The 13031-nt window shown below is 64.0% G+C and carries 14 protein-coding genes; 8 read left to right on the top strand and 6 right to left on the bottom strand.

Annotation, left to right across the window (positions count from 1 at the left end; all coding sequences use genetic code 11):
* Nucleotides 1-6: 6 nt before the first annotated feature.
* Entirely contained in the window at nt 7-1701 is a 1695-nt protein-coding gene (locus CPBF1521_RS11615; protein WP_115677041.1) for an FAD-dependent monooxygenase, read from the bottom strand.
* The gene (locus tag CPBF1521_RS11620) at nt 1698-2204 is read right to left on the bottom strand and encodes a MarR family winged helix-turn-helix transcriptional regulator (protein WP_115677133.1); all 507 of its coding nucleotides are present in this window, start codon (nt 2202-2204) and stop codon (nt 1698-1700) included. The genes CPBF1521_RS11615 and CPBF1521_RS11620 overlap by 4 nt, the downstream gene beginning before the upstream one ends.
* Before the next feature lie 409 nt (nt 2205-2613).
* Here CPBF1521_RS11620 and CPBF1521_RS11625 point away from each other — a divergent pair, with 409 nt between their 5' ends.
* From CPBF1521_RS11625 to CPBF1521_RS11650, 6 genes are all read left to right on the top strand, one after another.
* Nucleotides 2614-3609 carry an acyl-CoA dehydrogenase family protein gene (locus CPBF1521_RS11625; RefSeq protein WP_181901202.1) on the top strand — a complete coding sequence of 332 codons (996 nt, stop codon included), beginning with the start codon at nt 2614-2616 and terminating at the stop codon, nt 3607-3609.
* The gene (locus CPBF1521_RS11630) at nt 3597-4358 is read left to right on the top strand and encodes a PIG-L deacetylase family protein (protein ID WP_115677042.1); all 762 of its coding nucleotides are present in this window, start codon (nt 3597-3599) and stop codon (nt 4356-4358) included. The genes CPBF1521_RS11625 and CPBF1521_RS11630 overlap by 13 nt, the downstream gene beginning before the upstream one ends.
* Nucleotides 4355-4951 carry a class I SAM-dependent DNA methyltransferase gene (locus CPBF1521_RS11635; RefSeq protein WP_115677043.1) on the top strand — a complete coding sequence of 199 codons (597 nt, stop codon included), beginning with the start codon at nt 4355-4357 and terminating at the stop codon, nt 4949-4951. Before CPBF1521_RS11630 ends, CPBF1521_RS11635 begins: the two co-directional genes overlap by 4 nt.
* Complete coding sequence (locus tag CPBF1521_RS11640; protein WP_115677044.1) at nt 4948-5628, top strand: glycosyltransferase family 2 protein; 681 nt, start codon at nt 4948-4950, stop codon at nt 5626-5628. Before CPBF1521_RS11635 ends, CPBF1521_RS11640 begins: the two co-directional genes overlap by 4 nt.
* 351 nt (nt 5629-5979) lie before the next feature.
* Complete coding sequence (locus CPBF1521_RS11645; protein ID WP_115677135.1) at nt 5980-6210, top strand: hypothetical protein; 231 nt, start codon at nt 5980-5982, stop codon at nt 6208-6210.
* Between the two features lie 743 nt (nt 6211-6953).
* Complete coding sequence (locus CPBF1521_RS11650) at nt 6954-7322, top strand: response regulator (RefSeq protein ID WP_104582620.1); 369 nt, start codon at nt 6954-6956, stop codon at nt 7320-7322.
* A gap of 163 nt (nt 7323-7485) precedes the next feature.
* Here the strand turns inward: CPBF1521_RS11650 and CPBF1521_RS11655 are convergent, their stop codons facing one another.
* From CPBF1521_RS11655 to CPBF1521_RS11665, 3 genes are all read right to left on the bottom strand, one after another.
* Nucleotides 7486-8172 (bottom strand): thermonuclease family protein, encoded by a 687-nt coding sequence (locus CPBF1521_RS11655; protein WP_115677136.1) that lies wholly within the window; start codon nt 8170-8172, stop codon nt 7486-7488.
* A gap of 412 nt (nt 8173-8584) precedes the next feature.
* Nucleotides 8585-9910 (bottom strand): PQQ-dependent sugar dehydrogenase, encoded by a 1326-nt coding sequence (locus tag CPBF1521_RS11660; protein ID WP_115677046.1) that lies wholly within the window; start codon nt 9908-9910, stop codon nt 8585-8587.
* Entirely contained in the window at nt 9907-10323 is a 417-nt protein-coding gene (locus CPBF1521_RS11665; protein ID WP_115677047.1) for a hypothetical protein, read from the bottom strand. Before CPBF1521_RS11665 ends, CPBF1521_RS11660 begins: the two co-directional genes overlap by 4 nt.
* 270 nt (nt 10324-10593) lie before the next feature.
* Between CPBF1521_RS11665 and CPBF1521_RS11670 the strand changes: the two genes are divergently transcribed.
* Nucleotides 10594-10860: a hypothetical protein gene (locus tag CPBF1521_RS11670; RefSeq protein WP_147295454.1), complete on the top strand. Its 267-nt coding sequence runs from the start codon at nt 10594-10596 to the stop codon at nt 10858-10860.
* Between the two features lie 539 nt (nt 10861-11399).
* Complete coding sequence (locus tag CPBF1521_RS11675; RefSeq protein ID WP_115677049.1) at nt 11400-12038, top strand: carboxymuconolactone decarboxylase family protein; 639 nt, start codon at nt 11400-11402, stop codon at nt 12036-12038.
* A gap of 91 nt (nt 12039-12129) precedes the next feature.
* Here the strand turns inward: CPBF1521_RS11675 and CPBF1521_RS11680 are convergent, their stop codons facing one another.
* Nucleotides 12130-12405, bottom strand: a complete 276-nt coding sequence (locus tag CPBF1521_RS11680) for a hypothetical protein (protein ID WP_104648747.1) — start codon at nt 12403-12405, stop codon at nt 12130-12132.
* Between the last annotated feature and the right edge of the window lie 626 nt (nt 12406-13031).

The raw sequence follows: 13031 nt of genomic DNA on the forward strand, positions 1-13031 counted from the left end.
GCAGGCTCAGCCTGCAGTGCCTTGCACCGCCGTGACAAAGATGCGTTCGCAGTAGGCGCGCAGCAGTTCCGGCGCATCGGCACGGCCGCGGAAGGCGATGTGGCCATCCGGCCGCACCAGGATCAGCGCGCTGGTGTCTGCGATGCCGTAGGCGGCATGCGCGGCACCATCCAGGTCCGACAATGCGGTGGCATCGTCGGGCTGTGGCACGGCGGCGGCCAGGATGAGCCTGGGCCGCACCCACGGCCACGCGTCCAGCTCGGCAAGCGCCAGGCGCAGCCGTGGCATGGCATCGGGCTGCCGCCCGTCGAAGGCAAGCAGCGACCATCCCCAGCTCCATCCATCCGGGTTGTAGAGGTGCGCGAACAGCGTTGTCGAGCTGCCATCGGCGGCGACGATTGCCGCATCGGGTGCGCGGTCGCCGCAGTGCGGGACGCGGCGCTGAAGCAGTTCGCGCAGGCCGCCGAGATGATCGTCGTTGAGCGGGCTTTGCGGATAGGCCACCGACAACTGCTGAAGATCGTCCGAGCCCTGAATCAGCGTGCCGATGGTGGGAATGAGCTTGGCGGCGATGCCCATGGCTGCATCGGTGACCGGGCCGCGGTAGACGCTGGTATGGAAGCCACGTGCTTGTCGCGCGTCGAGCGCACGGTGTTCGCCGCCGCGCTCCCCATCGTAGGAGTCGAGCACCACCGGCGCTGCCTTGCCTTGCAAGGTCATCGCCAGCCGCCATGCCAGGCCGATCGCATCGTGCAGGCCTGCATTCATGCCCTGCCCGCCGATCGGCAAGGTGCGATGGCCGGCGTCGCCGACCAGCAGCACGCGCCCCTTGGCGTACTGCGCTGCAGTGCCATGCTGGAAGCGGCTGTGCGTCAGCCAGATCGGATCGCTCAACGTCAGTGTCGGGTCCTCGGTCACCTCGCGCGCGATGGCCTGCATTTCCTCCAGCGTCGGGTCGCGTTCCGGGATGCCGGCGTCATCGGCCAGGAAAAACAGGCGGTGGTAGCCGCCCCAGACCGGCAAGACACCACAAAAACCCTTGGGGTAATAGAAAAACCAGAGTTGATCGAAATCGGTGGAGCGCCGCCAGCGCAGCTTGGCATCCACTTGCCGGTTCATGCGGTTGGGCAACTTTTGGGGCTCGAAATCCAGCCCGAGCTGTTTGCGTACGACACTGTCACCGCCATCGGCGCCGATCAGGTAACGGCAGCGTAGTTGCTCGGTCGGGCCATCGACGTGATCGTCGCTGCATGTTGCCAGCGTGACGGTGACACCGTCGGCATCCTGTTCGAAGCCGACCATCCTGCGGCCGCGCTCGACGCTGCCACCTTTCGCCGCGAGCTGCTCGGCCAGGACGGTTTCGATGACGTCCTGGCCGCTGTAGAGCACCTGCGCGTACGGGCTGGGGACATCGGCAATGTCGACCGGGTCGACGGCCTGCCCATTGAGCAAGGTGCTGACCTTGGTGATCCGATACGACTTTTCCGCCAGCGCATCGCGGATGCCAATGCTGTGAAGCAGCTCCTGCGGCCGCGCCCAGAGATTGTTGGCGCGCGAATGCGGTCTGGCATGCACGCGTTGTTCGACGATACGGAAGTCGACGCCGTGATGGGCGAGCGCGCAGGCGGTGGTCAGGCCGATCGGGCCACCGCCGACGATGATGACGTCGGTGTCGACATCGCGGTGCACGGCAGTGTTCATGGCTTGCCCTTTCTTCGGGAAACGCGTGCTGCGTCGGCGGGCGCGGTCGGCGCAGCGAGGTCCTGCGCCATCACCTGGTTCATTTCGCCAAGCACCGCGAGCGCGGTTGCCACGCGCCTGGCTCCGATGCGATCCAGCATCCGCTGGTCGAGCGGAGCGGCGGCGGCTTCGGCTGCGTCCAGTGCAGCGCGGCCTGTGCGCGTGAGCACCACCAGCTTTGCGCGCTGGTGATGAGGGTTGGGTTGGAGCGCGACGAATCCCTGCTCCAGCAATAGATCGACAACGCGCTGCACCGCCTGCCGCGTGATGCCCATGTTGCGCGCGATATGCGCCACCGGCAGCGGCATCGGCGAATAGCCCAGGGCGCCCAGCACCTGCCACCACGCAGTAGTCAGCCCGGCCGAACGCACCAGTGCATTACCGGTTTCGACCAGCCGGCCGTTGGTTTCGAAGATCTTGATGACCAGGTTGCGGACAGCCAGTAAATCGTCTTGGGTGCTCATCCGCAGCATACTGCCAATTTGACAGTATGTTGTCAATCGTCGAATCGAGTCCGCCGCCGGTTGCTGCGGCTGTTCTGCACACGTGGACGCTTCTGCATCCCGAACCCGAGCGACATTGCACAGTGCTGTTGTCGAGCACGCAGGCAGGCACGTGCGTCACTGTGTCGCCCTATGGCCTGCGACGCGACTCAGATGGGCAAACACTGCACTGGACAGCGCTGCTGAGCCTGGCTGGTCATGCATACAGACGCGTCAGCGGCGCCACGTTCGGCCGCAACGAAACGGTCTCCAGCGTATCGATACGCCCGCCGAGGTGTGACGATCTGCCTGCACTTCTGCTCGCTTCGCTGGTCCAGAACCCGCATCACGCGTCACACCCCTTGCACCGTGTGCTGCTTAGCTTGTTTGAATGAGCGCACGTATTTCATCGAACACCCTTGCCTTCACGGCGAGCACGGATTCAGCCGTCAATGACGGGCTCAAGCATTCGATTGCGGACAGGTGGCTCCGCACACATCCCACGTTGCCGCTTCCCGGGCGCGGCCACACCCTGGAGCGCTGGCAAACGCTGGCCGATATCGCGGCAGAAGACCTGTGCGTGGCCAAGTTGCTGGAAGCCCATTACGACGCTCAGGCCATCTGCGCCGACCTGGGCGTGGATATCATGACGCCGACACAGCGCTGGGCGGTGTGGGCGGCCGAGCCACCGGGGTCCGATATGCGTTTTTCCGGGCAGACGCTCAGCGGCACCAAGGCGTGGTGTTCCGGCGCCGCGCAGGTGACGCATGCGCTGGTGACCACGTCCCATGCAGGCAGCAGCTGCCTGTTTGCGGTGGCACTGGATCAGCCCGGTATACAGGTCGACAGCAGTGCGTGGCAGGCAGTGGGGATGCAAGGCATCGAGACGGCCAATGTCCGCTTCTCCGATGCGCCGGCGCGGCAGATCGGCGCGGCCGACGCGTACCTGACCCGACCTGGCTTCTGGCATGGAGGCGCCGGCATCGCTGCGTGCTGGTTCGGCGCCACCGCCGCAGTTGCCGATGTGCTGCGCGCCTCTGCACGCCTGAGCAAGGATCCGCACGCGGCCGCGCATCTGGGCGCCATCGATGCAGGCCTGGCATCTGCCGCTGCGTTGTTGCGTCAGCTTGCCTTGCGCATCGATGCGCAGCCGCAGCAGGCACATCTGCGTGGCGTCCTGCAGGTCCGCAGCGTGGTCGAAGCGGTCGCACGCGATACGCTGGACCGGGTCGCTCGCGCATTGGGGCCAGGGCCGTTGTGCAATAACCGCGCACATGCGCAGCGCTGCGCCGACGTGTCGGTATTCATTCGGCAACATCATGCCGAACGCGACCTGCAGGCCCTGGGCGAGCTGTGCCAGCAGGAGGCATCGCCATGGAAGATCTAGCCGGGCGGCCCATCGAAGGCGCAGGCACGCCGGAAGCGGCATGGCGCGCCGCGCCGTGTCTGAGTGCGCTGCCACGCGTCACCCTGCCGCAGCTGCTGCAAGGCAGCCAGCGCCTGGTGGTGGTTGCGCCACATCCGGACGATGAAGTGCTCGGCTGTGGCGGATTGATTGCTGCCGCGCGTGCCGCCGGCATGCCGGTGCTGATCATCGCGTTGACCGACGGCGAGCAGGCCTATCCGGATGAACCCGGTTGGCGTCCGCAGGTGCTGGGCCCGGCGCGGCGCCTGGAACTGGATGCAGCGGCGCAGCAGCTGGGCGTATTGCCGAGCGCACTGATCCACCTCGCCTTGGGCGATGGTGCGCTGGCGGCGTCCGAAGCGCACATGGCAGAAACCATCGGCAGTCTGATCACTGCGCAGGACACGGTGCTGGTGACCTGGGAGCGCGATGGCCATCCCGATCATGAGGCGGCGTCGCGTGCGACCCGTGCTGCGTGCAAGGCGCAGTCTGCCCGGCGTCTGCAGTACCCGGTCTGGGCGTGGCATTGGGCGCGTCCGGAAGACGCCGTGTTTGCCGATGGCTCTGCGGTGCGCCTGGATCTGGCGCCTGCAGTGCTGCGTGCCAAGCAGGATGCCATCGCCTGCTTTGCCACGCAGTTGGGCCATTGCACGCCGGCGGTTGCAGACCCGATTCTGCCGCCGTCGGTGCTGGAGCGCTTCGCGCGGCCGTTTGAGGTATTCATCCGATGACGGTGCTGAGCGTTGAGCACTTCGAGCAGATGTATGCCGATGAAGACCCGTTCGGCTATCGCTCGCGCTGGTACGAGCAGCGCAAGCGCGACATCCTGCTCGGTGCCCTGCCCTACGCAAGGTTCGCGCGTGGCTGGGAATTTGGATGTTCCAACGGCGAGCTGACCGCGCAACTGGCGCCGCGCTGCGACACGCTGCTGGCCACGGATCTGTCGCAGCAGGCGGTCGAGCTGGCGAGCGCGCGCGTGCAGGGGCTGCCTGCGGTCACGCTGCAACAGGCGGCGCATCCGTCGGACTGGCCGGAGGGTCTGTTCGACCTGATTGTCTTCAGTGAGGTGGGCTATTACCTCGAAGCTCCGGCGTTCGAAGAAACCGTCGCGCTGTTCGCCCGCTCGCTCACCGCCCGGGGCTGTCTTGTGGCGTGTCACTGGCGGCATGCCTTCGAGGGTGCGCTGCGCAGCGCCGAGCAGGTCCACGGCGCGCTGAACCATGCATTGGCAATGGACACGTTGTGCGTTTATCAGGACGCGGACTTCGTGTTGCAGGCCTGGATGTCGGGCCCATCGATTGCGCAACAGGAGCAGCTGCGATGATCGCGGTCACCATCCCGGCGCATAACGAAGCGGATCTGATCAGCGACTGCCTGCAGTCCATTCTGGTGGCAGCCGCGCATCCGCACCTGTGTGGAGAGCGCGTGGAAATCCATGTCGCGCTTGATCGCTGCACCGACGGCACCGGCGCGATCGCCCGCGCGCATGGCGCAAGAACCGTTACTACCTGCGGGGGCGTCGGCATTGCGCGTGCAGCGGCGGCCTCGGCCGCGATCGCGCGCGGGGCGCGCTGGCTTGCGTTTACCGATGCCGACACCTGCGTGCCGCCGGATTGGCTCTCGGCGCAGCTCGATTGTGCCGCCGATGTGTTCTGTGGCGTGGTGGAAGTGACCGATTGGCACGATTTCCGCCCCGAGACACGGCAAGCCTTCCTGGCCAAGGAGATTCGTCGCGACGGTCACCCGCATGTGCATGGCGCCAATCTGGGCATGAGTGTGGCCGCTTATGTGGCAGCCGGTGGCTTCTCTGCGCTGAAGTGCAGCGAAGACGTGGCGCTGGTGTCGGCATTGGAGCGTGCGGGCATGCAGATTGCCCGCCTGGTCAAGCCGGTCGTCAATACCAGCGCACGCCGTATCGCCCGCGCGACCGGCGGATTCAGCGATCACCTGGCGCGCCTGGAAATGGCCGTGCTGGCAGGCGAGCCGGTGCTGGGTAATTAATGGCGTCGCTGAGCGCCTTACCGCGTCATGCGACAGCAAGCAGCCGAACCGCCAGCCCGTATCGATCGCCTGCCCGCATTTGAAGCGATCGCGTTTGCAGGCAGCGTAGATAAATCAGTTTATCCCGCTGATCGCTAGTCGATCACCGCTAGCTGCCGCGCCACAAGACAGTATGTTTATCTGTATAAGCGGGCTGTGCATATACTGTTGCGGTCGCGTTCTTTTGATTCCATTGCCGCCTGCAGATTATTCTCCATATCGCTTGCATATTGAAAAAATAGCGATCAAGGTGCAATTGCGTATTGACTGACTGCAACCGGCAAGGCGGCCGCTGCCGCTACCGAGGTTATGATGACCCCCACGATGTTTCGGCAAATCGGTCGTTACCGATTGACTGCACATACGTTTCCGGTGGACGGCGTTTTCTCCCCTGAGATCCTGGTGTCGTTCGATGATGGAATCACCTTGTACGGCCAACGACATGCAGTGCGATTCGACACGCAGCTTGCCGCGCACCATTACGCCAGACAATGGATGGACCGATGCACGGTGACGCCGCTGGGCATTCTCGAGAGCGTCTAGCTGTTTCCGGCATGTCTGATGTCGGCAACCAGGCGGCGTCGCTGCCAGCCAGCACGTTGTTTCAGGATATGGACGACACCGACCAACGGTTGAGCAACCGACTCGCCCTGCTGCGCACGTTCGCTTGGTCAGACCCTGCGTGGCCATGCAATCTCCAGCTCGACCTTGATGCCTGGAAGCCAGGCGGCTGTACCCACACGCGCTGGTTCGTGCGTAGCGACCGCAAGGTGTGCATCGTGCCTGGTTGCAGACGCGGCCCGCGTCTGCATGTCGCTGCGTGGGCGTAGCGCCTGCTGTGGTTGTTGGTGGATGATGCCGCGATTGACTGCCCGTACGTCCTTGATCCGGCCATCAGCGTTGCACAACGGGGCTTGCGCCACTACTCAACACTGCCGCTGCCGTCTGGACTTGTAGATCCGGCCCAGAATTGCGGCAACGCGCCGCGCTCGGCGGCAGCGACTGCTTGCTGCACGTGTCGCCTGAACCGCTTTGGCCATCATGCTGCCCGGAGCCGCCCCACTGCATGCGGCATCGACACGCGCCAGATATGCCAATGCATGCACGTTGACGTCGCTGGCGCGTCCATCCAGGACACTTCCCTGGTGGAATCCAGCAACGGCACGACGACTCGCCCAGAGCAATGGACGGGAAAATCCTGTGCGCTGTTCAGTGTGGCCGAATCGATCACGCGTTTTTCGCGTGGGAAACGTAGTGTGGTGCATGCATTTTCGGAAAACCGCGTTATGGGCTCTCACAACGAAAAATTGATCCTGATTGTCGAGGACGATGCCGATACCCTCGAGATCGCCACCTTGTTGCTGACCGAAAGTGGCTATGCGGTCGTGACTGCCAGCGATGCCCAAGGCGCGCTGGAGCAAATCGATCATTGTCCTGCGATAGCGCTCGTGTTCACCGACCTTCAGATGCCGGGGCTCCTGGATGGATACGGCCTGATTTCGTATCTGCGTGCCGACGGCAACAACCTGCCGGCAATTCTGACATCGGGGTTAGGGCATTCTCCCAAGGGATTGCCCAGCCGGACGATGTTTTTAAGCAAGCCTTACAATCGCCGCAGCTTGGTCCAGAATATCGAGGCATTCGTCGGCCATTAGCGTGGCCGGCGGCGAGGCAACCCTACCCTCGTCCTGATCGAGCATGCGCAGGTTTCAAGGCTGGGTCATTGCGCAGACCGGATCGATCGCGACCACCCGGTGAAACCATCGCCGTCGTCGTGGAATCCGTGCATCACGATCGGTCCCCGATCGATGCCCGGCATCATCTTGCCGCACGTCGCCAGCCTGCATTGATCGCTTCCTGGCTGGTGCAGAAAAAGCGCTCGCCCTTCGCAGGCGAGATGCTGGTCCGCTGGTAGTCGCGTTGCCCGGGCATGTGGAAGATCTTGCTGCCCTTGCTCGAGATATTGCCCTTGATGGCGCAGTGCGCAGGCAGCTGCGTCTGTGCTGCCGCCTGAGCCCGCCGTGCCGATTGGTTGCGTTTGCCGCGACGGTAGTCGGCTGGCATCTGGAAGGTGCCGGCCCAGAGGTTGCGCCGCTGTTGCTGCGCGGTGCGTTCGTCGGCGACAAACGCGGTGGCGTACTCGCGGTAGGCCACCGCCCAACCGGACTGCACCATCCAGCGGTTGACCGATTGTCCCTGCACGTAACACTCGGCAACGACCCGACCGTAGCGATCGGTGTCCTTGGGTTGGCAGCGAACCGTCTTGTCACGCAGATAGCCATCCAGGGCAGCGGCGGAACGCCGGCCGCAAGGCCACGCGCTGCCGGTATCGCTGGTGCATTGCTGCGCGCTTTCGGGGGCATCGACGCCCCACAGGCGGATACGCTTCTGCGCGAGCGTGATGGTGTCACCATCGGTGACGGTTGCCCGGCCAACCAGCTCTGCTGCGATAACGGGTGAGGCGAACAGCGCAACGACAACAACCACCGAACATCTGGACAACATCAACAACAAGCCTCGGGTGATCGGCAGAGCGTGGTCCGTCTGTTCTTGCCTGGGTGACAGCGTCTAGCCGATTGGCTAACCAGCTTCCATCGCGCTGGTGCCCGCATCGACCAAGCGACGCGGGGCGGCACTGTATGCCAACGGGAAGGCGCTGCCTATCCCTCGCCGCGGCCTGCGAGAAGGCCATGGCATGGGGCGTTCATCGAATCTCGTTCAAACCGCCGCATTCAAGGCCGGGCACACGCGGTGTGCCCGAGGTAACGGACAAGGTGTAATCCCTTGTAGATGTGTATCTCTGGACGGTTGTTTCGCCGTTGCCGAGAGACAGGTCATCCCTGCCCCAGTGCGCCGTTGGCACGCGCAAGCACCACGCGCCGCCCGGTCCCTTGCGGAACCGGGCATGCAGGCAGACTTATTGCGCTGCCGGTTGTGGCGACACAGGCGCCGCATCCGGCGTCACGCGCCAGATCGTATTGGCCAGATCGTCCGCAACGATCAACGCACCCCGCGGGTCGAGCGTCACGCCGACCGGACGGCCGCGGGTCAGACCATCGTCGCCATGGAAGCCGGAGACGAAGTCGATCGGGTTGCCCGCGGGGCGGCCATCGCGGAATGGTACGAACACCACCTTGTAGCCCACTGGCGGGTCGCGATTCCAGCTGCCGTGTTCGCCGACGAACACGCCGTCGGCAAACTGCGTCCCCATCGCGGTCGACGAGAACGCCACACCGAGTGCGGCGACATGCGAGCCCAGCGCGTAATCGGGCACGATGGCCGACGCAACCTTCTGCGGATCCTGCGGCATGACTCGCGTGTCCACATTCTTGCCCCAGTAGCTGTAGGGCCAGCCGTAGAAACCGCCTTCGCGCACCGAGGTGAGGTAGTCGGGCACCAGATTCGGACCGATCTCGTCACGCTCGTTGACCACCGCCCACAGTGCGCCGCTACCGGGCTGTATCGCCAATGCAGTGGGATTGCGCAAGCCGGTGGCATAGCTCTTGTGGGCGCCGGTTGCCGGATCCACCTGCCAGACCTGGGCGCGGTCGACCTCGGCAATCATGCCGCGCTCGGTGATGTTGCTGTTGGAGCCGATCGCAACATACAGATAGCGTCCATCCGCACTGGCGGTCAGGGCCTTGGTCCAGTGGTGGTTGATGGCCGACGGCAAGTCGGTGACCTTGCTGGGCGCAGCACTGGCCTTGGTCTGCCCCTGCTGATAGTCGAAGCGTACCAGTGCGTCCTGATTTGCCACATAAAGTGCGTTGCCGATCAGTGCCAGCCCATAGGGTGCATTGAGCTTGTCGGCAAAGACGGTCTTCAGTTCATACGTGCCGTCGCCATCGGCGTCGCGCAGCAAGGTCAGGCGGTTGCCGCTCTTGACCGAGGTGTTGCCCTTGGCCTTGATCGCTCCGGCAATCACGTCCTTGGGCTTAAGGTTGGGTGCACTGCCGCCGCGGCCTTCGGCAACCAGGATGTCGCCGTTGGGCAACACCAGCGTCTGGCGTGGAATGCCCAGCCCGGTGGCGATCGCAGCGATGCGGTAACCCGCAGGCACGGTGGGCTTGCGATCGCCCCAGGCGGTCGGCTCGGCGATGGTCATGTCGGGCAACAGGCCACGATCCGGTGCTGGCAGTTCGGGGCTGGCGCCATGTTGCGCGAGCTCGGGGGCCTTGCCGCAGGATGCAAGTGCGGCAGCAAGCACGGAAACCGACAGGATGGTCAGGGTATGACGCTTCATCGGGCACCTCCCACGCGCAGGCTGGACAGCCCCGACCAGGTTGCAACCAGGGCGAACGCGGTTGCGATCAACGAAAACGCCAACGCCGCCGGCATGATCGCCCAGGCGTCGCGCGCATGATGCAAGGCGTCGAAGAAGCCGACGATCCATGCGGCGCCGAGCGCGATCACATAGATCACGTTGCGGCTTCCGCGAACGAAGCCAACGATCGCACACAGGAGCGCGATGGTCGTCAACACCATCGCACCGATCAGCAGCCATGCGGCGAAATTGGCCCACTGGATCTGATGGCTGCTCCAGTACGCGTAGTCGCTCAGCAAGGTACCGAGAAACAGCGGCCACACACCGCCGAGCACGGCTGCATGGAACGGATGGATGGCCCAGGATCGGGCGGGCATGGCAGTGGGATTCATGGCGGACTCATTGGGAGCGTTGGTGAAACGTGCCCCGATGCTGCCAGCTGCCACGTGATGAGCGCGGTGATGCTGGGTCTTTTCTGTGCGATGGACTACTTAGACAAAAGTCGGAAGCCCAAACCACTCATCCCGCCGAGCAACTCCTGGATCGCCGGCGCGACCGTAGGTCGTAGAACGTAGGTCATGGAACCCTATGTGTGCTCCAGGCCGCTTCCTACGCTGGGCTCCATCCACTGAAGGAGCAGGCAGAGGAAAGCAGTCGCAATGATGTTGCTGGCAACCGCGTCGACCATGGCCGGCACGGCCAGCGCGACCGACACCGCGGCCACGACGCGTACGGTCGCCGCACTGGCGCGTGAGGCCGTTACCTTCTTCGACGGCCATCGGCCCGGCGATGTCGTGCTGGTCACCCCCGGGAACGCGGTGGTAGTGCGCCAGACCTCCGCAATGACCGATGTCGGGAATCGGGAGGCGATGCAGCCCGATGCCGCACTACCTCGCGTGCGGCACGAGGGGAAGACACCGACGCGCTGAGCCTGAAAAACGACTTCAAGGATCTGCCACCGGGAGTCGATCCGGGCACGCAGTTTCGCTACAACGATTCCAACTAAAGCGTGCTGACCCACCTGATTGAGTGCGCATCCGGCCAGCCCTATGCCGCCTACATGCAGTATCGGCAGCAGGGTTTCAGGATGGTTTGAAGTCCGATGCGGGTCTGCAGTGATGAGCACCGCTCATAGGACCATGCAGGCTGGATGGATGGCGCGGCGTTGCATCTGCCTCATGCTGGCTGCCGGCATCCATGGCAAGGCAACAGCGATGAAACGCGCAACCGTGATGCGTTCGATCGGCGTGATGTGTGCATCGCCAAGGCACTTTTTACGCGGGACGGCTTGGCGTCGGATGCTTGGATTCGCGCTGCCTTGCCCCTAGATCGGTGGAGGGATGCGATGCCATGTGCGAGCGCGCTGCGTCGCTCTCTCCTGTCCACGGCTGCGCTGGTGTGGAGCGCAGCTGCCTTAGTTCTCTGTTGCCCCTCCCCCACGGCAGCACATCCTTCGGAGATCACGTCCATGACGACCCACGCCACCTTGTCGCCAAGGCAGCAGGCCATTGCGCCGATTGCCGCGTTTGCGGCCACTGGCGACATCGAGCGCTTGAACACTGCATTGAAGGCGGGCCTTGATGCAGGCATGAGCATCGGCGACTGCAAGGAACTCTTGGTCCAGCTGTATGCCTACGCCGGCTTTCCACGCAGCCTCAATGCACTGGCCGCGTTGATGCAGGTCACCGATGCACGCAAGCTGCGCGGCATCGCCGATGCGCCGGGACACGACCCTGGCCCGGTACCGAGCGGCGATGCGCTGCTCGCGCTGGGCACCGCCAACCAGACCCGCCTGACCGGCGCGCCGGTGACCGGGCCGTTGTTCGTGTTTGCGCCGGCAATCGACCAATACCTCAAGACGCATCTGTTCGGCGACATCTTTGCCCGCGACAACCTGGACTGGGTGAGCCGTGAACTGGCCACGATCAGCGTGCTCGCCGCCCTGGAAGGCGTGGAGGCGCAACTGCAATCGCATTTGAAGATCGGCTTGAACATCGGTGTGACCGAGGCGCAGCTGCACGCGCTGGCCCAGGTGCTGGACAAGCGCGTCGGTGCGGCCGCGGGCACGCGTGCCAAGGCGGCACTGGCCAAAGCCAGGGCGCTGTGAGCCTGCGGCACGCTGCGATGACCGCAGCGCCTGCTGCCGCTGCGCATGCAGCTGCCGATGGCGGCGCCGGGTCGAACCCGGTCGCACGCCGCTAACGCGGCGCCGGGCCCGCCGCCAATGCAGACCTTGCGCCGGCCTGCTTGACGATCAACTGGCCGATGTACTGCTCGGCCAGCCTGGTGCCGATCTCCAGCGCGGTCTGCAGCGAGCCGAACGTGGGCGCGGTCGGCAGCGGCACCGGATGTCCACAGACCTGCAAGGTCTCCAGGACGATGCGCCGGTGCCCGAGCTGTCGAGCGACCACGCGGTACGGCAGGCCCTGGTCGGTGCCTTCGGCTGACATGCTTTCGGTGCTGTGGGTACTCATCGGACTCGAGCATAGCTGCCATGCCCAAATTCGGTGGCGGCGGAACTTGAACCATTTATGCAGACGCTAGCGCTGCGACAGCGGCTTACTGCCAACGTGGGCATGCGCCCAGACCGGCCAGCCCGTGCCGGGATGGCACTGTAGCCACGCCCCACTTGTGGATGCGCCCCCTCTCGAAACGCTGAAGACCGCTGAAAACCTGGTGTAGGGGAATGCAGAATTTCGCGTACGAACCCGGAAATACCGGCTTGAATATTCCCCCTGTATTCAGCTTGACGGTTTCAGAACGACGCGTATCAGCGCCGGAGGAACGCCGCATATCCATTGCTTCATCGATTGCGGCCCCCGCGCTTTTTCGCGGAATATGCGCGGAATCAAGCACAATGGCCGGGGTCGCTCGCTTTCGGTCAGTATAAAATCGAGCGGATATAATGATTTTTCGGCAGGAAGTGAATATAACGCCGAGGCGATTTTCGATAGGCCAAAATCCGGCGAACGCATTACGGAAGAGTCTGCCAGAATTGCTAACTTACAGTCGAATCCGCTACAACGTGTGGGTCATTCACCGACATCTTCGACGGATTTCCTGATTACCTGCGATATGCATCGCATCTAGGATTGCCGCC

It is taken from the genome of Xanthomonas euroxanthea (assembly GCF_900476395.1).
Lineage (GTDB): Bacteria > Pseudomonadota > Gammaproteobacteria > Xanthomonadales > Xanthomonadaceae > Xanthomonas > Xanthomonas euroxanthea.

What these genes read in the sequence shown, in the direction of transcription:
- CPBF1521_RS11615 (WP_115677041.1), bottom strand. Translation starts at nt 1,701, where the DNA reads ATGAACACTGCCGTGCACCGCGATGTCGACACCGACGTCATCATCGTC.
- CPBF1521_RS11620 (WP_115677133.1), bottom strand. Translation starts at nt 2,204, where the DNA reads ATGAGCACCCAAGACGATTTACTGGCTGTCCGCAACCTGGTCATCAAG.
- CPBF1521_RS11625 (WP_181901202.1), top strand. Translation starts at nt 2,614, where the DNA reads ATGAGCGCACGTATTTCATCGAACACCCTTGCCTTCACGGCGAGCACG.
- CPBF1521_RS11630 (WP_115677042.1), top strand. Translation starts at nt 3,597, where the DNA reads ATGGAAGATCTAGCCGGGCGGCCCATCGAAGGCGCAGGCACGCCGGAA.
- CPBF1521_RS11635 (WP_115677043.1), top strand. Translation starts at nt 4,355, where the DNA reads ATGACGGTGCTGAGCGTTGAGCACTTCGAGCAGATGTATGCCGATGAA.
- CPBF1521_RS11640 (WP_115677044.1), top strand. Translation starts at nt 4,948, where the DNA reads ATGATCGCGGTCACCATCCCGGCGCATAACGAAGCGGATCTGATCAGC.
- CPBF1521_RS11645 (WP_115677135.1), top strand. Translation starts at nt 5,980, where the DNA reads ATGACCCCCACGATGTTTCGGCAAATCGGTCGTTACCGATTGACTGCA.
- CPBF1521_RS11650 (WP_104582620.1), top strand. Translation starts at nt 6,954, where the DNA reads ATGGGCTCTCACAACGAAAAATTGATCCTGATTGTCGAGGACGATGCC.
- CPBF1521_RS11655 (WP_115677136.1), bottom strand. Translation starts at nt 8,172, where the DNA reads ATGTTGTCCAGATGTTCGGTGGTTGTTGTCGTTGCGCTGTTCGCCTCA.
- CPBF1521_RS11660 (WP_115677046.1), bottom strand. Translation starts at nt 9,910, where the DNA reads ATGAAGCGTCATACCCTGACCATCCTGTCGGTTTCCGTGCTTGCTGCC.
- CPBF1521_RS11665 (WP_115677047.1), bottom strand. Translation starts at nt 10,323, where the DNA reads ATGAATCCCACTGCCATGCCCGCCCGATCCTGGGCCATCCATCCGTTC.
- CPBF1521_RS11670 (WP_147295454.1), top strand. Translation starts at nt 10,594, where the DNA reads ATGTTGCTGGCAACCGCGTCGACCATGGCCGGCACGGCCAGCGCGACC.
- CPBF1521_RS11675 (WP_115677049.1), top strand. Translation starts at nt 11,400, where the DNA reads ATGACGACCCACGCCACCTTGTCGCCAAGGCAGCAGGCCATTGCGCCG.
- CPBF1521_RS11680 (WP_104648747.1), bottom strand. Translation starts at nt 12,405, where the DNA reads ATGAGTACCCACAGCACCGAAAGCATGTCAGCCGAAGGCACCGACCAG.